This is a genomic window from Pseudarthrobacter sp. O4 (genome assembly GCF_050157025.1).
GTDB lineage: Bacteria > Actinomycetota > Actinomycetes > Actinomycetales > Micrococcaceae > Arthrobacter.
The window spans coordinates 2504991-2521429 of the sequence record NZ_CP189591.1; the positions used below are offsets into that span (position 1 = coordinate 2504991).

Below are 16439 nucleotides of genomic sequence, written 5' to 3' on the forward strand. Positions count from 1 at the left end.
AAGGCCGTGCCGTTTTCATGGTTTGGCATACCGGTTCTTGGAACGGTCGTCTGGTCGCCGGCCAGGGGGTTGTCTTGCCTAGGAAAATTCTTTCCCATTGTGGGCCTCTAGGTGTCGGGGGAGTCTTGCTATGTGGCCACGAGCCGCACACTCAGAGACAGAGGCGCCGGCCTGGCGTCTTGCTAGTTTTTGCCGGCGATGCACCGGGCATCGCGGAAACAACATCGACGAAGGAACATACGTTGAAGCACACCATCAATTTCGACCGCGACGGCTTGACTCTCGCGGGCGACCTCTACACCCCTGAGAACTTCGACGAGAACGGTCACTATCAGGCCGTGGTTGTTCAGGGTTCGTTCAGCTCGGTCAAGGAGATGATGGCGGGGACCTACGCGCAGAAGTTCGCGGAGCAGGGCTTCGTGGCCCTCAGCTTCGACTACGCGCACTATGGCCAGAGCGCGGGAGAACCCCGGCAGCTGGAATCACCCGCCGAGAAGCTGGATGACCTTCAGGCCGCCGTCACGTACCTCACCGGGCTGCCCTACGTGGATGTTGTGGGCATGGTTGGGGTCTGCACTTCGGCCAGTAACGCGGTCTACCTCGCGGCAAAGGACGACCGGGTCAAGGGCCTGGCAACCATCGCCGGATTCCTCGTCAACGAGGCAGTCTTCACTGCCACCTACGGCGAAGATGGCATGGCCACCCGTCGGGAGCAGGCAGCTGCGGCCAAGAAGAAGTACGCGGAGACCGGCGAGCAGACCCTCATCACGGTCTACAGCGAGACGGACCCGGAGGCGGCAAACTACCTTCCCTATGAGGGCGTCTTCGACTACTACGACAACACGGCCCGCGGCGCCGTTCCCGAGTACACGAACAAGCTCGACGTCGCCTCATGGGAGAACTGGCTCTCCTTCGACGCACTGAGCGAAGCTTCAAAAGTCACGACCCCCACGATCGTTGTCCACTCCGACGAGTCCGCTCTGCCCGAGAACGCCAAAGCCCTCCACCAGGCCGTGCAGGGAGAAAAGGAACTCGTATGGTCCGACGGAAACCACTACGACTACTACGACACCCCGACACAGATGGACAACGCCGTCGCGAACGTGGCCCGCTTCTTCCGCACGCATCTCGTGCAGGAAGTTGCCGCCTGACACCTTTGGTGCAAGCCTGATCCTCAACCGGTGTTGTGCCCGGGACGATTCGAGTTCCGGGCACAACACCCACCGACAGCGGAAGACGTGAGCGTGAAAAACCCGCACCTGGAAGAGCTGGGACAGTTCCTGAAAGCGCGTCGCAGCGAACTGAACCCCGCCGACCTCGGCCTTGACCCCGGCGATCCTGGTACCCGTCGAGTGTCCGGCCTACGGCGCGAAGAAGTCGCGGCCCAGACCGCGATCAGCCACGACTACTACACCCGCATCGAACAGGGTCGGCTCGCGCCCTCTGAGCCAGTGCTTGAAGCCCTCGCCAACACGCTGCGCCTCGCCCCAGACCAGCGGGAATACGTTCAGGGCCTGGCACGGCAAGCCGACCGTGAGGCGCCGGTCCAACGCCGCACCAACCCGGTCCGCCCTCAAGTCCAGCGGCTCCTGGATCAGTTAACCGACAGTCCAGCGTTCGTCGTCGGAAAATACTTCGACATCCTCGCCTGGAACCCACTGGCCGCCGCAGTGCTCCTGGACATCGACAAGCTGCCACCGCACGAACGCAACTTCATCCGCATGACCTTCACAGATCCGCGGATGAAGGACTACTACGAGGACTGGGAATCCATGGCCCGCACGAACGTGGCCCTCCTGCGGATGCAGGCGGTTGACAACCCCACCGATACCAGGCTTGCGGCCATCGTTGGCGAACTCTCACTGTCCAGCCCGCAATTCCGCAGGTGGTGGGCAGCCCGCAATGTCGCCCGGCAGGAGTTTGGGACCAAAACCATTCATCACCCGGAACACGGCGAATTCACCATCGACTGGGACGCATTTCAGCGGGTCGGTTTTCCCGATCAGACGCTGATCATCTGGTCAGCGGAACCCGGATCGGCGACTCACGAGAAATTCCGCATCCTCTCCTCGTGGATTAAAAGCCCCACTGCGCCCAAACACGCGAGCTAACAAGCGCAGCTTCTACCGAACCTTAGACTCATGGCATGAGCACCTATTCACCCGCTGAACTCGCCTACAAGCTGGGCTACACCGAGGAAACTCGACCGGGTCGCGTCGTGCGATCCTACCTCCGCGAAAAGTACCCGGACCACCCGCATGGTCAGCGTTGGGTGCTTGATGAGGGCCAGGCAGCTGACGTTCTAGCGAACGTTCCGCCGAACGCCGCACGATGAAGGGTGAACGCGTCGAGCTACCGAGGAGTGTTTTGGAGAGGTGGGCCGCCGTCGCTCATTCCGCTCGGATGATGGCGGACGTTTTGGGGCAGGTCGGTGAACCACTGCCGGGCTCTCCTCTCGCTCAGGTCAATGCTGCTTACTCGCACGAGCGAGGCTCGGACTGGTGTCGAAGTTTTCTCTCTGCCGCACTCGAGCACTTGGAGTTTTGGGGCGATCAGGTCGCACCTCTGAAATTCCACCCAGAATTGGAGATACAGCACTCATTCCGTCCGGCTCAGACGTTGTCGAGGGCAGCGATTGAGTCGTCTGCCCACGCTGTCTGGGTGCTTGATGCACACACGGCGCAGGAATGCACTCGGCGCCACTTGTGCCTGGTGGTGCACGACTTTGAGGAACAGCGAAAAGCGGCTACCGGCAACGAGCGCAAACAGCTACTGGCGGAGCGCCGCAAAACCCTCATCGAACGAGTTGGACCCACCTTTACTGAGGACGATGTGAATCGGTTCCCGGGGTACATGGAGCTGGTGAAGCAAGCAGGGGCTGTTGTTGCGGCTAAAGGTTCACGAGAAGCGGCAGCACATGATGCGGACTCGGTCGAGCGGTTATGGCGCGCTTCGGCCGGATCTGCGCACGGCAAGCGTTGGCCGTCACACGAGTTACAAATCGTGATCCCCAGGGAGGAATTTCTACCGGGGCAATTCCATACATCCCAGATGCCCGACCCGTCCGCCATAACGAGCATCACGGAGCTGGCGGGATCTCTAACTTCATACGCCGTACTGCGTTTTGCCGACTACTCCGGATACGAGCCCGGCCTCGCGAGCATGATGAAGGGAGCTCGGGACCGCCTTTCAGCAAAAATACCTCGCCGTCGCGATATTTAGCCCCTACTTCCCGGATTCATGTCCAGAGTGCCCGGTAAAGGATGGCGAGTTCAATCGGTCGTTGCAACACCCCTTTTATTGTGAGGTGTTGCGCATGTTGTCGAAGAAGGAACGGATCGATAAGGAGGCCCGGTTCTGGGTGCTGATGGCCCAGGGTTCGACGTTGATCGCGGCGTGCGAGGCTGTGGGAGTGGATCGACGAACGGGGCGGCGTTGGCGCCAGGCGACCGGCGGGCGGATCCCGCGGAAGAAACCCGAACCTTCGGGCCGATACCTGTGCATGGAGGACCGGCTGCAGATAGCGGATCTGCACCTGGCCGGGACCAGTGTGCGGGCGATCGCAGCGCAGCTCAAGCGGTCGGCCTCGACGGTCAGCCGTGAGCTGCGCCGTAACGGACCCGAGACGGGCGCGCGGGGCCGGGGGAAGTATGCGCCGTATGCGGCGCAGAAACGAGCCGAGCTGCGCGGACGCCGGCCCAAGGCCAGCAAGTTCGATGACCTGGAACTGGCATCCTTGGTACAGGCCAAGTTGTGCGTGAAGTGGAGCCCTGAGCAGATCAGTGATGACCTTGCCATGACGTTCCCGGACCGGGCGGAGATGCGGGTGTGTCCCGAGACGATCTACCAGGCGCTGTATGTGCAGGGCCGTGGTCACCTGCGCGCTGACCTGCACCAACACTTGCGCACGGGCCGCGCCGTGAGGCGGCCAAGACGCTCCACCGGCAAGCGGGCGGGGAAGATCCCGGACATGATCTTGATCAGCGAACGACCCGCCGAGGTCGCCGACCGCGCCGTGCCCGGGCACTGGGAAGGGGATTTGGTGCTGGGGTCGAACTGCCGCTCGGCCATCGCCACCTTGGTGGAGCGCCAGACCCGGTTTGCGATGCTGGTCCACCTGCCCGATGACCACGGCGCCATAGCTGTCCGTGACGGCCTGCTGGCGGCGATCAAGACCCTGCCGGAGCACCTGCGTAAGTCGCTGACCTGGGATCAGGGCACCGAGCTGGCCCAGCACCGCCAGATCACCGCGGCGACCAGGATGGACATCTACTTCTGCGACCCGCACTCACCCTGGCAGCGCGGAACCAACGAGAACACCAATGGGCTCTTGCGCCAGTACTTCCCCAAGGGCACCGACCTGTCCGCGCACTCACCCGAGCGGCTGCTCGAAGTTGCCGCCGAACTAAACGCCCGGCCCCGCAAGTCCTTGGGCGGCATCACCCCCGCCCAGGCCATGGAACGGCTAATATTTGAACCAGAAAAACCCGCCGTTGCAACGACCGCCTGAATTCGCCGATCCTATGGAGGCACCGACTCGTCGTTGTGTGATTGTGCTGATCAGAGCATCGAAGTGAGCACGCCTCCATCGGCACGCACGGCAGCCCCGTTTGTTGCGGATGACAGTGGACTTGCGAGGAAGACTGCCAGGTTCGCGATTTCTTCAGGGTCTATGAACCGTTCAAGGAGCGAGGTCTGATTTCCACCGATGATGACCGCTTTGAGCTCACTTGTTGCGAGCTGCTGTGTCTTGGCGATGTGCTCGATTGTTTCGGCGACACCGTCTGAATAGGTGGGTCCGCCAAGGATCGTGTTTACCGTAACGCCCGTACCGCGGGTGAGTTTGGCAAGTCCGTTGCTCAAGGCGAGCTGTCCGGCTTTGGTCACGCCGTAGTGCGTCATGTCGGCAGGGATGTTTACTCCCGATTCGCTGCCGATGAAAATGATCCGACCCCATCCGGCGTCAATCATTTTGGGAAGTATTGCGCGCGAGAGCCGCACACCACTCATGACGTTGACGTCGAAGTAGCGCCCCCAGTCATCATCCGAGATTTCCCCGAAGGGTTTCACTTCGAAGAGTCCGACATTGTTCACCAGGATGTCGATGCCCTTGAGTGAACTCAGCAGATGCTGTACCTCGGCGGGGTCGCGGAAGTCGGCAGCAAGGCCTGAGACGGTTGCGCCGGGTACCTCTGACCTCAGTTTCCGCACTGCACTCTCGACCCGGCCCTCAACGCGCCCGTTGATGACGACAGACACTCCCTCTCGGAGAAGCGCCTTCGCAATCGAGTAGCCAATTCCCTGGGTGGAGCCGCTAATGAAGGCTCGTTTGGTCGCTAACTGCATTTCCATTATCTTGGGACCTCATCTTTTACTTGCTTGGGAAACAAAATGCTACGGTTTTATTGTTGCTCAGTCAACTAAATAAGCGGGCGGCCTAAGAGCCCGTCTGAATCTCGTACTCTGGTCGTATGACTGATACTCACCCTCCGGTAGTTCTCGCTGGAGAGGACCTTGAGACATGGGCAGGACTGGCTACGGTTCTGGAGTGGTTGCCGCCTGCGCTTGATGCGCCGTTGGTGCACGATTTTGACCTCACACACTTCGAGTACGGCATCCTGTTCGCATTGGCTGGCGCACCTGATCGGACACTTCGCATGAGTGATCTGGCCGGCTTTGCCAATAGCTCGCTCTCACGACTGTCTCGCGCCGTATCACGGCTGCAAAGCCGAGGCTGGGTTCAGCGATCCCAAGACCCCAAGGACGGTAGATCCACCCGAGCAACTCTGACCGACGCCGGCCTCGAGGTGATCAATGAGGCAACACCGGGTCATGTCGACACCGTCAGAAGGTTGGTCCTCGACCCGCTAACAACTGCTCAAAGACGCCAGTTGCGTGACATCACCTTGCGCATTCAACAGGCAATCAGGACACAAGAGGGATGGCGACCACCGCGAAGTATCCGCCCTCCCGCAGCATCGGACTAAGCACCTGCAGTCCTGGCAGGATTGAGCTAGCAGCTCGGGAACCACGCGGGTGTCCGGTAACGGATCAACTTTCGGACAGTGCTACACCCAGCATGCCGTGCGAGAAGACGTATTGTGGTCGCATGTCCGTCCTCGTGGAAGTTGTCGCGGCTGTAGTTCAGGGCGTTCTCGAAGCCGTAGGTGATCTTCTCTTGCACCGTAACTCAGGCGATCATCAGGACGAAGAGTGATCTGAATCAGCCTGGTGCAGCCCCAGGTTCCCATCAAAACCCTGAATGCGACAGCGACATCTCATTACAGGGCACGCCCACGCCGGTCCCAATCAGCTCTCGCGGCCTCTTCTTCCTCCCAGAACCTGCCATCGTGGTGGCGAACATACAAGAGGTACACCAGGGCTGCCACACCAAATATCAAAGCTATGAGGGCCCAATAGTCCTTTGGATCCCAGACGGTTGCCGACGCAAGGTGCGTGATTACTGACACGAGCTGCAGAATTGTCCATATCGACCATATGACGAACTGCCATCGAAAGGCGCCGCGCGTCATCCTCGGCTGCAGTCTTTTGGGACCCTTCCCGCCCTCGCTCATCTGCCGAGGCTACAACTCTTGAATGCATTTGAGAACGGGGCATGCGACGGTGCTGGGCGCCCGGTAAAGGATCCTTCAACGGGCGTTCCTTCAGCGGATTGATCAGAGGTTGAGCGCGGACAGCACCCTCGTGCGAAGCAGCTGGTACTCGCTGACGTACGCTCGGGGCCCTCCCGGCGGTCGGACGACGACGCGGGGCTCCCCGATGATGCGGTGACTTTTGAATTGCTCTCGGGTGAGGTCGATCTCGAGGCCACAGGGGAACCGGTTCCAGTAATGGACTTCGTCCTCCTCGTTGCCGCCGCTGACGTCTGCGATGAGCAGATCACCGCCGAGCAGGTCTTGAACGATGAGAGCTGTAGGTCCGCACTGGCCATGTGCCGCATTGCCGGGGTGCCACTTCGTGAGGCTCTTGGCGTCGAGACAGGTCGTATCCGCACTCCAAGACAGACGGAATGCGCGTTCGAGCTCGAGCAACGTGTGGGTCATGGCGACAGCGTAGCAAGGGACCTACTGAACAGTGACGGATCGGCTAACTGGCGCTGGTGCGACATCGAGCGATCACAGAATGCCGCCACGAAACGATGAAATCCACAAAGGACCGTCAATCGGACAGTCCCCAAAGCGTCGCCCGTGCTGCTTGCTCATTGCACAACAGTCTTCTGTTTGGAAATGGGAGGATATTTACGTGATGAAGAACCTCAAGCCACGCCGGCCGGACGTTGGAGACGTTGAGCTTGTCGGGGGTATCGAGAACCGCCAGCTCGGCCTGAAGCACTATGACGCTCGGTGGCACAGCATGTACCTCGATCACCAGCGCCGGATTCGCGATGCGCTATCGGCAACACAGGTTGAAATTGAACACATTGGGTCGACTTCAGTTCCTGGGCTGGCAGCGAAACCAATCATCGACATCGTTGTCACAGTTCACGACATCACCGCGGAGGAGGACTATCTCGATGTACTGGTGGCGGCAGGTTACGAGCTCAGGGTTCGCGAGCCGGGGCACCGCATGGTGCGCACGCCAGCACGCGACGTGCATGTGCACATTCTCGAGCGACGCGATCCTGCCGTTGATGACTACCTTCTGCTCCGCGACCACTTACGCACCGATGCAGATGACCGCACTCTCTACGAAGGCACCAAACGGGCTCTGCTCACTCAAGACTGGGACGACATGAATGCCTACGCCGAGGCCAAGAGCGAAGTGATCTCAGCAATTAAAGCTCGTGCCCGAGGCAGGCGCGAGTAGCGTCCGGTGAAGGATCCCTATCCGGACGGATCGTCTGCGGTGAAGAACAGGATCCGGCAGGAACGTCACGATCGCCTCGGAACACAGCGGCACGAGATCCTTGGGTGGCCCGAAGCCCGCGCTGATTCGACGTCGGGCACTCAGCTCCTGGTCTCGTACCTGGTAAGGACCACACCGTCGGGAAACGTCCGGGTCTCCACCAGGCTCAGGTTCACCCAGTTGTCCAGGGCTGTGAAGAAAGGCGTGCCGCCGCCCACCAGGACCGGATGGGTGACGATCGCGTACTCGTCGATCAGCCCGGCCCGCATGGCCGCCGCGGCGAGTGTGGCACCGCCGATGTCCATGGGGCCGCCGTCGTCGGCCTTGAGCCGGGTGATCTCGGTGACCGCGTCGCCGGTGACCAGGCGGGTATTCCAGTCGACCGTGCTGGTCGTCGAGGAGAACACCACCTTCGGCATGTCCCGCCAGCGGCGGGCGAACTCGATCTGCGCCGGTGTGGCGCCAGGCTGCTGGTCGGCGGTCGGCCAGTGCGAGCTCATCGTCTCCCACAGTTTGCGGCCGTACAGCGCCAGGCCCGTCGCCCCCACCCGGTCGGACCACCATTGGAACAGCTCGTCGCTCGGTACGCTCCAGCCGAGGTCGTCGCCGGGCGCGGCGATGTAGCCGTCCAGGCTCAGGTTCATGCCGAAGGTCAGTTTGCGCATGGCGCCAGTCTCCCGTGAGTCGGTATTCGTTGTACAGACCCGCACGGCGCGGAAAAGTCATCGGTCAGGCCACACCGAGGGCCAGTTGACCACCACGCCAAGCAGATGCTCCGTACGGAAAGGATCCCCATGCGGGCGGGGTTGTGCAGACGACTTTGGACATTCTGTGCAGTCGACTTCGGAAACTGACACCCGCAGAATGACGCCTTCGTGTGGCCACTCGCCGCAAGCTTCACGATTCTCGAATCAACCTGTTCTTGAAATCCTTCGTTTCTGAGAAGGGGGCAATCACGACCTTGAGCGACATTGCCTCGTTCGGGAACGCCGTGATCGATCACAGTGGACCTGTCGGGGGTCGGGGCGGGAGGCGTACTGTGAGGATGAAATTCACAACGACCCTCCCGGGCAGCGGCAACAAGGCAGGCATCAAGGTCCCCGAGGACATCGTCAACGCGCTCGGTGCCGGGAGGCGGCCGCCGGTGGTCGTGACCATCAACGGCAAAAGCGCACCCCATCCACCGCACTCGAGGAGAGCATCATGACCGCTACCTACACCTTCGATGTCTTTACCAGCCTCGACGGCTTCGGCGCCGCCAGCGGCAACTGGACCGGCTACTGGGGCAAGCAAGGCCCCGAGCTGCTCGACCACCGCCTCGCCTTGTACGACCAGGAGCAGCGGATGGTCATCGGGGCCAACACGTATCGGGCGTTCGCGAAGATGCTGGCCTCGAGCACCGAGGAGTCCGACGTGCGTGACCCATGGGTCACCCGGATGAGGAGCCTGCCAGCAACGGTGGTCTCGACCACACTGGAAGGGCCCCTCGACTGGCCGGACGCGACCGTCGTGAGCGGCGACGCCGTCGACGTCGTCGCCCGGCTCAAGCAGGAGTCCAAGGTGCCGTTGCGCTCGCACGGCAGCCTGTCGATGAACCGGGCGCTGATGGCCGCCGGTCTGGTCGACCGCGTCCAGGTGACACTCTTCCCTGTGATTACCGGTCAGACCGGACTGGACCCGATCTTCCAGGGTGCGGCCGACTTCGACCTCGAGCTGATCGAGAGCCGGACGCTCGACGGCCGCACCCAAGAGCTCATCTACCGGCCCACCCTGCATGTCTGAGTCCGCCCATGGACCCCACCAGTCAGCAGCCGAACCCGACCCGGAAGCTCCCGCAGACCGATCTCGTAGCCGGCCCGGTCGATCGACTGGAGACCATGGTGCCCTACGGGCTGCCGCGGCGGTCCGGTCTTACCGAATGACGACTAAACCAACGAGAGGGGAACCACAATCATGAAACTGATGACCAACACGCAAGTCTCTGTCGACGGCGTGATGCAGGGAAACGGGGGTCGCCACCCAGATCTCGACCCAGGATTCGAGCGCGGCGGATGGGCCAGGCCGCTGTTCGACGACGCGGCCATGACATTCGTCAACGAGTTCTACCAGCGCGCCGACGCGTTCCTGTTCGGCCGGCGGACCTACGAGCTCTTCGCCGGATACTGGGGCGTGAGGGAAGATCTGGAGAACCCCATCGTCGGGGCCTTGAACATAAGGCCCAAGTACGTCGCATCGAACACGCTCACCGACCCGAAGTGGGCTGACACGACCGTCCTCTCCGGAGACGTCGCGGCCGCCATCCGCGAGCTGAAGCCAAGCCGGGAGGCGAACTGCAGGTGCACGGCAGCGGCAACCTGGTCCGCTGGCTTCTTGAGAACCAGCTCGTCGACGAGATCACACTGCTCGTCTGTCCGGTGGTCGTCGGCCAGGGCACGCGCCTTTTCCCCGACACCGGCCGGACACAGCGCTTGACCTGATCGAATCGCGATCCTTCCCGAAGGGCATAACGCTCCAAGTCTACCGGCCGGCCGGGCGCCCGCAGTATGCAACCGACTGAAGCACGCCGCGGTGGGCCATGGCACCTCCTAATTCGAGGCGTGGCCCGGAAACCGGGAGAGGGCGTGCCGCAGGCTCCGGCAGCCGCTAGCCAGGGGCCCCGCTGCGGCTTCATGCGATGGAGTACCGGCCTCCGGCTCAGTGCAGGCGGCTTCTGACATTCAGTGCAGACGACTTCGGAAAATGACAACCGGGGCGGTATCCGGCCCCTATTTGCCGAACAAAACCCGCCGCTAATTCAAACTAACAAAACCAGCTTGCATTTATGGGTTGCGATAGGCTTTCGAATATGGGCCACACGATCGGATACGCCAGAGTCAGCACCACCGACCAGGACCCGCAGCTGCAACTCGACGCCCTGGCGCTCGAAGGCCGCCTGAAGATTTACACAGACACCTCAACCGGCACCAAAGCCGACCGCCCCCAATGGAACCTTTGCCTGAAGGACCAGACGACACCCTTGTCATCTGGAAAATTGACCGTCACGGACGAAACCTCCGCGATCTGATTGACATTGTCACCACCCTCGATGAACGCGGCGTCGGCGTTCAGTCGCTGACCATGTCAGCAGAGCGACAGTCGGTGCTCCTCCACGACACGCGACTGGCATGGTGAAATAATGGGGTTGTAGTGATCGCGGTGGTGGATTCCGCGGCGCAAGGCGTGGTGGGGATGTTTGGCTGTGGAAACTCAACCGAGTCCGAGTCGCCGTCAGGTGCTCAAGGGCCTCGCCGTGCTCGGCGGGGTCGCCGCCGTGGGTGGCGGCGCCACCGTGGTCTGGCAGAGCTTGTCGTCTCCGGATCGAAAGACCGCTCCTTCCGACCCAACGTCATTGGAGGGGCTGGCGGGCGCCGTGGTGTCGGGTGGTCCGGGCAAGGATGGTATCCCGGCCATTGATGGGCCGGAGTTCGTCTCCGCTGCCGGCGCGGACTTCCTGGCCGGGGATCAACCGGTGTTCGGCCTGGACTATCACGGTGAACTCCGGGCGTACCCCCAGCTGGTTCTGGTCTGGCACGAGATCGTCAACGACGTCGTGGGAGGTCAGCCCCTGTCGATCACGTACTGCCCGCTGACCGGCACGGTGGTCGGTTTCCACAGCCCGCCCGGGCAGAAGCTGACCTTCGGCACGACCGGCAACCTCGTCAACTCGAACTTGCTCATGTACGACCGGCCGACCGATTCGCAGTGGCCGCAGATCCTGGGAACCGCGATCACGGGCCCGTTGAAGGGCAACCGGTTGTCCACGGAGCCGCTCGTGTGGACGACGTGGAATGCCTGGCGCAACGCTCACCCAAACACCAAGGTGCTCTCAGCCGACACCGGGTTCCTGCGGAGCTACGGCACCGACCCCTACGGCTCCTACCCCCGACGGAGCGGCTATTACACCGGCGGCGAACCGATCTTTCCCGTGCAAGCGCGGGATCACCGCTTCGCCGCCAAGGACGTCGTGGTCGGCGTGCGGGCAGGCGACGGCAGGCTGGCCATCCACAAAGAGCACCTCCGGCGCGTCCAGGCCATCGAAACCCAGTCCGGAGGCATCCGGGTGCGCGCGCACTGGGCCAACCAGCTCGACACCGCCATCGTCGAACAGCAGGTACGGGGCCGGTGGGAGGCGGCGGATTACCTCGACGCGATGTGGTTCGCCTGGTATGCCTTCTACCCGCACACCGAGGTGCTGCCGTGAACCCGCTGCTGCACGCCGTCGCCCGGGTCGGCACGAGTTGGGACAACGTGATCGCCGCGGGCGCGTCCACGCCGCGCAAGGTCCTCGCCGCTCTCGCGGTGCGGCGCGATCGGCGCACCGGTCTGGTGGCGGCCACGGTGACCCTGGTGCTGTACCTCATCGCGATCGGCGACCTGGCGGTGTCGTTGTCTGGAGACTGGGACCACGCCCCAGTCATCCAGACCGCGCCGGCGTCGCTGTGGCGAATCCGCGCACCGTACCTGTTCGAACCGGTGCTCGTCGTGCACCCGATTCCACAGCTCGCGGTGTTTGTCAGCCCGGTCAACATCGCCCTCGGTGCTGTCCTTGCCGCTCTGGTCGGTTGCAACATTGCTGTTGCGGCCAACTCAGCGCGTACCGCAGTCTCGTGCCGGCGACCCGGTTACAGCAGGGCTCTGGCCGTGCTGCCCGCGTTCCTCATGGGATTGGCCTGCTGTGTGCCGACCTTCCTGCTCGTGCTGGGCAGCGGTGTGGCGGCGACGTTGCTGCCTCTCGTGCTGCCGTTGCGGCCGATCTTCTACCCGTTGGCTCTTGTTTTGCTGCTCGCTGTCCTCGTCTCCGGCACCCGGGAACGGATCCCGCCGCCAAGCACATCACCCCGAACGGTTGCCGACCATGGTTCGAGGTGACCGGTGAGTACCGGCAGTGGCAAGGAAACCCGCTCGCGGGTTTGCACGGACCGGCTGCCGATGTGGCGGATCGTGTCCTGTCTCAATTTGGTTGGCACTTTTCGCAGTTTAGTTGGCAACCTACGGATTTTGGGGGGCCTGTCTCGGTTAAGGTGGGAATCGTGGATGCTGCTGGCGGCCTGAGGTCGATGCCCTCGAACATGACGGACGAGCCACGTCTTCTGGCGCGCTTGGACGGCAGGATGGCGAATGCGCCGGTGTCCGTGGCTCTGGCGTCGCTGGCCTTGGAGACGGCGCTTCCTGTCCGGGCGTTCTTCTCATGCCAGGGCAAGCGGAACTACGAGGGCATGTGATGGTCCAGCACGACAAGTTCCCATGTGGGGCCTTCTGGAGCGGACAAGATGGCCGACTCTTCACCGTGAAGAGCCGGCAATCGTCGCTCAGGCCGTCGGCGCGGCGGTCACCCGGTCCATGGTCCGGCCGCAGCAGCACGTCGGATTTCTGTCGCCCGCGCAGTCGGGGGGTGCACCCTTGGTGACTGTGAGTTCACACGCGCAGCCCAGGTCCGGGCAGCGGTAGACCTCTCCCTCTCGGAATGCCATAGCCTTCCTCCTCTCCGTTTCGTACCATCAGACTAGAACCCGGCCCTTGGGGCCGGGTCAATACTGGTTGGAGCAGGTACCATTCGGGGCCGAGGGCGAGACCGAGGAGGAACCATGACCGTCATCGAGCCAGAGAACTACACGGTCGGGCAGGCCGCCCAGATCGCAAGCACGACTCGGAAGGCCATCCGGATCTACGAGTCCAAAGGGCTGCTCCCGACGCCGGGGCGCACCGAGGCTGGCTACCGGCTGTTCACGGCCGAGGACATCGAGGTGCTGCGGTTCATCCGCCAGGCCAAGTCCCTCGGCCTGCGCCTGGCCGAAATCGGAGACATCCTCGACCTCCAGCGCGGCGGCGCCCAGCCATGCGAATATGTTATCCGCCTGCTGGATGCGCACCTTGCCCAGATCGAGAAGACCCTGGGCGAGCTCCGGCAGCTCCGAGGCACGCTGCGCTCCGCGAGACGAGCTGCCGGCCAGGCCCGCCTCTCGGGCGGAGACGCAGTCATCTGCCGCATCATCGAGACCCCACAGCCCGGGGCCCGGCCGATGCTGCCCCTCCGACCGAGACCCGTCACCGCAAACCGTCCGATCTGAGCAGGGCGAGTCCTCCAGGCCGGCGGTTCGACTTCAGTTGGCGAGGGCCTGGCCATGCCCCAAGAGCCACAACCTTCTCTACGGAATTGCCAACCAATCTGAGACACGACTCGGAAGACTTGTCTCAATTTTCTTGGCAATTTCCCACGTCAGCGTTGCCAAGTAAATTGCGACGGGACAGATCGGCCTCACCGGCGGCGTGGTCGCCATCCTGTGCTGGGCCGGCCCAACCGTGCTCGCCCTGCTCGGCATCGTCAGCGCCGGCACCGCGTTCGCGTGGGCCACCGCCCTATACGGCAATTACGCCTGGTGGTTCCGCCTCGGCGGGCTCGCCGTCATAGTCCTGCTCGTGTGGCTGGCGTTGCGACGGCGCGATCAGTGCAGCATCGCCGGGGTGCGGCGCTGGCAGTGGCGCCTGCTCGGAGTCCTCACGGTCGCGGTAGGGACCTACGCCGCGTTGTATGCGGTGACGACCTGGCTCGGCACGCTGGCATAGCGCCGCGCGACGACCCGTGCTTGGCACGGCCCGCCACCGCCGCCTTACGTTGAGGTGCACCATCCTGACGGGTCAGCGGATGTTCTAATCGCTGTCAGTTGACGCAGCCTCGGGGTCTGACCTGCAGGGGAACAGTGGTTGGCGCTAAGGATTGTCTACGTCAATCTCATTCAGGACCATCGTGACGGTCTGATCCAGGCCCACCATTGACCGGCATATGGCCCCCGTCTAACGTTGTGGTCGGCGCCGAAGAGCTCGGCGCTTTGTTGATGGGAGCCTGTGATGGCAATTGCAGTAGTCATGGAATTCGTCGGCGCTACCCTGGACCAATACGACGAGGTCATCAAACGAATGCACTTCACCCCGGCGGTCCCGGTGCCCCGGGCGGGGTGTCCCACTTGGTGACGGCCACGGACAACGGCATCCGGATTACGGATGTGTGGCAGACCCGGGAAATCGCCGATGCCTTCTACCAGGAGCAGCTCGGCCCCATATCCGCCGAAATCGGGGTGCCCGCGCCGTCCGAAACGACGTTTTACGACGTACATAACTATCTGACCCAAGGGCCGTCGGCCTGACCACACCGCCCGGATTCGCGATCAAAGGATTCTGTTCGGGTTGGACTGTTTGGGGGTTGCTGGTTGGTACGTGGCGGTAGAGAGACGCAGAGTGCTCTGGCGATCTGGGTGGGGCTTTCGCCTTTGGCGTGTCTGGCCCGGGCGGCTGCGATGGTATCGGTATCCATGACTGTTGGGCGGCCGCCGGTGCGGCCTTGGGCCCGGGCGGCTGCGAGGCCGGCCATGGTTCGTTCATGGATCATGTCGCGCTCGAGTTCGGCGAACGCGGCCATCATGACGAAGAAGAATTTCCCTTCTCCGGTCGGGTTGTAGGTTCCGGTGAGGGTGCCGGTGAGAATCCGCAGGCCGACTCCCTGGTCGTACCGCCCGGCGTCCCGGCGCCCGGCGGTTCATCCGAAGGCAGAGCGCTACGGGCAGAGACACCGTTGGCTTCCCGGCAATCCTCAACGCGCAGGAATTCATCGTGGTCTTCCGCCGGCCGTTCAGCATCGGTACTGTTTGACCGAAGGAATGGAGTCGAAAATGGGCAATGAGGCCGAGGGCTCCGATCTCGCGGGTGACTACATTTTCGATGTCGCACACACGCGGATCGGGTTCGTTGCCCGGTATGCGATGGTCACGAAGATCCATGGCCTGTTCAAAGAGTTCGAGGGGCGTGTGCACATCGACGCCGCGGAGCCGGCAAAGTCCAGCGGTCAGCTGAGAATTGTCGCGGAAAGCATCGATACGGGTGTGGAACAACGTGATAACCACCTGCGCAGCAACGATTTTTTTGCGATGCCCACGTACCCCGAGATCACGTTCACCAGCACCTCGATCGAACAGGCCGGCGCTGACACCTACCGGGTGACCGGGGAGCTAACGATCAAAGACGTGACAAACACAGTGGCCTTGGACGTCGGCTTCACCGGATCCGCCGTTGACCCGGCGGGCAATACGCGGATTGGTTTCGAAGCCACCGCCACGATTAACCGGAAAGACTGGGGGGGTCAGCTGGAATGCGCCCCTGGAAGCCGGTGGAGTCCTCGTCAGTGACAAGGTGACCCTCGAAATCGACATCTCAGCAATCAAGCAACAGCCGACAAGCTGACCCCCGCTCCGGCAACCGACAGCATGGCAGGTCCCTGTATCGTGGCTGACGTCCGCGGCATGGTCCGGTGCGTGAAACCAGTCAGCCGGCGGCGGATGCGCATAACAAGAATTCCGGGACTATGTTCGCCGAAGGCCGCCGTTGAACCGGTCCCGTCACATTCAGCATCCCCAGGCGGCGGCTTGGCGGCCAACGCCCTCGCGTTGATAACCACCGGGGTCAACAGAGACGGGCACTGCAAATTCCTGGGCGTTCAGTGATGTCGAACACACAGGCCGAGGACCTTTTCGAAGCGATACCCC

Annotated in this window: 22 protein-coding genes and 1 pseudogene; 19 read left to right on the forward strand and 4 right to left on the reverse strand. The window is 62.6% G+C overall.

The genetic code is table 11. The features are described from left to right. The first annotated feature begins 242 nt into the window (after nt 1-242). From ACQCSU_RS11580 to ACQCSU_RS11600, 5 genes are all read left to right on the forward strand, one after another. Entirely contained in the window at nt 243-1151 is a 909-nt protein-coding gene (locus ACQCSU_RS11580) for an alpha/beta hydrolase (RefSeq protein ID WP_426975404.1), read from the forward strand. A 93-nt stretch (nt 1152-1244) separates the two neighbouring features. Then, on the forward strand, nt 1245-2111 hold the full coding sequence (locus ACQCSU_RS11585) for a helix-turn-helix transcriptional regulator (RefSeq protein WP_426975405.1): 867 nt from the start codon (nt 1245-1247) through the stop codon (nt 2109-2111). A 35-nt stretch (nt 2112-2146) separates the two neighbouring features. Next, a complete protein-coding gene (locus tag ACQCSU_RS11590; RefSeq protein ID WP_426975406.1) occupies nt 2147-2335 on the forward strand; it encodes a hypothetical protein in 189 nt (62 codons plus the stop codon). A 326-nt stretch (nt 2336-2661) separates the two neighbouring features. Further along, nucleotides 2662-3222: a hypothetical protein gene (locus ACQCSU_RS11595; RefSeq protein ID WP_426975407.1), complete on the forward strand. Its 561-nt coding sequence runs from the start codon at nt 2662-2664 to the stop codon at nt 3220-3222. 94 nt (nt 3223-3316) lie between these two features. Next, the gene (locus tag ACQCSU_RS11600; protein ID WP_426975408.1) at nt 3317-4510 is read left to right on the forward strand and encodes an IS30 family transposase; all 1194 of its coding nucleotides are present in this window, start codon (nt 3317-3319) and stop codon (nt 4508-4510) included. Between the two features lie 50 nt (nt 4511-4560). Here the strand turns inward: ACQCSU_RS11600 and ACQCSU_RS11605 are convergent, their stop codons facing one another. Further along, entirely contained in the window at nt 4561-5346 is a 786-nt protein-coding gene (locus ACQCSU_RS11605) for an SDR family NAD(P)-dependent oxidoreductase (RefSeq protein ID WP_426975409.1), read from the reverse strand. Nucleotides 5347-5471: 125 nt separating this feature from the next. Here ACQCSU_RS11605 and ACQCSU_RS11610 point away from each other — a divergent pair, with 125 nt between their 5' ends. Next, entirely contained in the window at nt 5472-5987 is a 516-nt protein-coding gene (locus ACQCSU_RS11610; RefSeq protein WP_426975410.1) for a MarR family winged helix-turn-helix transcriptional regulator, read from the forward strand. A 690-nt stretch (nt 5988-6677) separates the two neighbouring features. On the opposite strand, the gene ACQCSU_RS11615 is transcribed toward ACQCSU_RS11610, so the two are convergent. Next, entirely contained in the window at nt 6678-7064 is a 387-nt protein-coding gene (locus ACQCSU_RS11615; protein ID WP_426975411.1) for a YunG family protein, read from the reverse strand. 202 nt (nt 7065-7266) lie between these two features. On the opposite strand from ACQCSU_RS11615, the gene ACQCSU_RS11620 reads away from it, so the two are divergent. Beyond that, nucleotides 7267-7827 (forward strand): GrpB family protein, encoded by a 561-nt coding sequence (locus ACQCSU_RS11620; RefSeq protein ID WP_426979769.1) that lies wholly within the window; start codon nt 7267-7269, stop codon nt 7825-7827. 140 nt (nt 7828-7967) lie between these two features. On the opposite strand, the gene ACQCSU_RS11625 is transcribed toward ACQCSU_RS11620, so the two are convergent. Next, the gene (locus ACQCSU_RS11625; RefSeq protein ID WP_214966453.1) at nt 7968-8531 is read right to left on the reverse strand and encodes a dihydrofolate reductase family protein; all 564 of its coding nucleotides are present in this window, start codon (nt 8529-8531) and stop codon (nt 7968-7970) included. A 380-nt stretch (nt 8532-8911) separates the two neighbouring features. On the opposite strand from ACQCSU_RS11625, the gene ACQCSU_RS11630 reads away from it, so the two are divergent. The 11 genes and pseudogenes from ACQCSU_RS11630 (at nt 8912) to ACQCSU_RS11680 (ending at nt 15047) form a co-directional block, all read left to right on the forward strand. Beyond that, complete coding sequence (locus ACQCSU_RS11630) at nt 8912-9073, forward strand: hypothetical protein (RefSeq protein WP_426975413.1); 162 nt, start codon at nt 8912-8914, stop codon at nt 9071-9073. Then, the gene (locus tag ACQCSU_RS11635) at nt 9070-9648 is read left to right on the forward strand and encodes a dihydrofolate reductase family protein (protein WP_426975414.1); all 579 of its coding nucleotides are present in this window, start codon (nt 9070-9072) and stop codon (nt 9646-9648) included. The genes ACQCSU_RS11630 and ACQCSU_RS11635 overlap by 4 nt, the downstream gene beginning before the upstream one ends. A gap of 554 nt (nt 9649-10202) precedes the next feature. Then, nucleotides 10203-10343 carry a dihydrofolate reductase family protein gene (locus ACQCSU_RS11640; RefSeq protein ID WP_426975415.1) on the forward strand — a complete coding sequence of 47 codons (141 nt, stop codon included), beginning with the start codon at nt 10203-10205 and terminating at the stop codon, nt 10341-10343. Between the two features lie 368 nt (nt 10344-10711). After that, nucleotides 10712-11037, forward strand: a pseudogene (locus tag ACQCSU_RS11645) (recombinase family protein). A gap of 67 nt (nt 11038-11104) precedes the next feature. Then, nucleotides 11105-12106: a DUF3179 domain-containing protein gene (locus tag ACQCSU_RS11650; protein ID WP_426975416.1), complete on the forward strand. Its 1002-nt coding sequence runs from the start codon at nt 11105-11107 to the stop codon at nt 12104-12106. Beyond that, nucleotides 12103-12774: a hypothetical protein gene (locus tag ACQCSU_RS11655; RefSeq protein ID WP_426975417.1), complete on the forward strand. Its 672-nt coding sequence runs from the start codon at nt 12103-12105 to the stop codon at nt 12772-12774. The genes ACQCSU_RS11650 and ACQCSU_RS11655 overlap by 4 nt, the downstream gene beginning before the upstream one ends. Before the next feature lie 161 nt (nt 12775-12935). Next, nucleotides 12936-13127, forward strand: coding sequence for a hypothetical protein (locus ACQCSU_RS11660; RefSeq protein ID WP_426975418.1), 192 nt, complete (start codon nt 12936-12938; stop codon nt 13125-13127). Nucleotides 13128-13490: 363 nt separating this feature from the next. After that, a complete protein-coding gene (locus tag ACQCSU_RS11665; protein WP_426975419.1) occupies nt 13491-13973 on the forward strand; it encodes a MerR family transcriptional regulator in 483 nt (160 codons plus the stop codon). Nucleotides 13974-14172: 199 nt separating this feature from the next. Next, nucleotides 14173-14469, forward strand: a complete 297-nt coding sequence (locus ACQCSU_RS11670; RefSeq protein WP_426975420.1) for a hypothetical protein — start codon at nt 14173-14175, stop codon at nt 14467-14469. A 282-nt stretch (nt 14470-14751) separates the two neighbouring features. Then, nucleotides 14752-14874, forward strand: coding sequence for a hypothetical protein (locus ACQCSU_RS11675; protein ID WP_426975421.1), 123 nt, complete (start codon nt 14752-14754; stop codon nt 14872-14874). Beyond that, nucleotides 14868-15047 carry a hypothetical protein gene (locus tag ACQCSU_RS11680; protein WP_426975422.1) on the forward strand — a complete coding sequence of 60 codons (180 nt, stop codon included), beginning with the start codon at nt 14868-14870 and terminating at the stop codon, nt 15045-15047. Before ACQCSU_RS11675 ends, ACQCSU_RS11680 begins: the two co-directional genes overlap by 7 nt. Here ACQCSU_RS11680 and ACQCSU_RS11685 read toward each other — a convergent pair. Then, nucleotides 15020-15391 (reverse strand): recombinase family protein, encoded by a 372-nt coding sequence (locus ACQCSU_RS11685; RefSeq protein ID WP_426979770.1) that lies wholly within the window; start codon nt 15389-15391, stop codon nt 15020-15022. The genes ACQCSU_RS11680 and ACQCSU_RS11685 overlap by 28 nt on opposite strands. Nucleotides 15392-15569: 178 nt before the next feature. On the opposite strand from ACQCSU_RS11685, the gene ACQCSU_RS11690 reads away from it, so the two are divergent. Next, nucleotides 15570-16082, forward strand: a complete 513-nt coding sequence (locus tag ACQCSU_RS11690; RefSeq protein WP_426975423.1) for a YceI family protein — start codon at nt 15570-15572, stop codon at nt 16080-16082. The last annotated feature ends 357 nt before the right edge of the window (nt 16083-16439 follow it).

What these genes read in the sequence shown, in the direction of transcription:
- ACQCSU_RS11600 (WP_426975408.1), top strand. Translation starts at nt 3,317, where the DNA reads ATGTTGTCGAAGAAGGAACGGATCGATAAGGAGGCCCGGTTCTGGGTG.
- ACQCSU_RS11630 (WP_426975413.1), top strand. Translation starts at nt 8,912, where the DNA reads ATGAAATTCACAACGACCCTCCCGGGCAGCGGCAACAAGGCAGGCATC.
- ACQCSU_RS11690 (WP_426975423.1), top strand. Translation starts at nt 15,570, where the DNA reads ATGGGCAATGAGGCCGAGGGCTCCGATCTCGCGGGTGACTACATTTTC.
- ACQCSU_RS11590 (WP_426975406.1), top strand. Translation starts at nt 2,147, where the DNA reads ATGAGCACCTATTCACCCGCTGAACTCGCCTACAAGCTGGGCTACACC.
- ACQCSU_RS11635 (WP_426975414.1), top strand. Translation starts at nt 9,070, where the DNA reads ATGACCGCTACCTACACCTTCGATGTCTTTACCAGCCTCGACGGCTTC.
- ACQCSU_RS11615 (WP_426975411.1), bottom strand. Translation starts at nt 7,064, where the DNA reads ATGACCCACACGTTGCTCGAGCTCGAACGCGCATTCCGTCTGTCTTGG.
- ACQCSU_RS11625 (WP_214966453.1), bottom strand. Translation starts at nt 8,531, where the DNA reads ATGCGCAAACTGACCTTCGGCATGAACCTGAGCCTGGACGGCTACATC.
- ACQCSU_RS11605 (WP_426975409.1), bottom strand. Translation starts at nt 5,346, where the DNA reads ATGCAGTTAGCGACCAAACGAGCCTTCATTAGCGGCTCCACCCAGGGA.
- ACQCSU_RS11675 (WP_426975421.1), top strand. Translation starts at nt 14,752, where the DNA reads ATGGCAATTGCAGTAGTCATGGAATTCGTCGGCGCTACCCTGGACCAA.
- ACQCSU_RS11620 (WP_426979769.1), top strand. Translation starts at nt 7,267, where the DNA reads ATGAAGAACCTCAAGCCACGCCGGCCGGACGTTGGAGACGTTGAGCTT.
- ACQCSU_RS11610 (WP_426975410.1), top strand. Translation starts at nt 5,472, where the DNA reads ATGACTGATACTCACCCTCCGGTAGTTCTCGCTGGAGAGGACCTTGAG.
- ACQCSU_RS11665 (WP_426975419.1), top strand. Translation starts at nt 13,491, where the DNA reads ATGACCGTCATCGAGCCAGAGAACTACACGGTCGGGCAGGCCGCCCAG.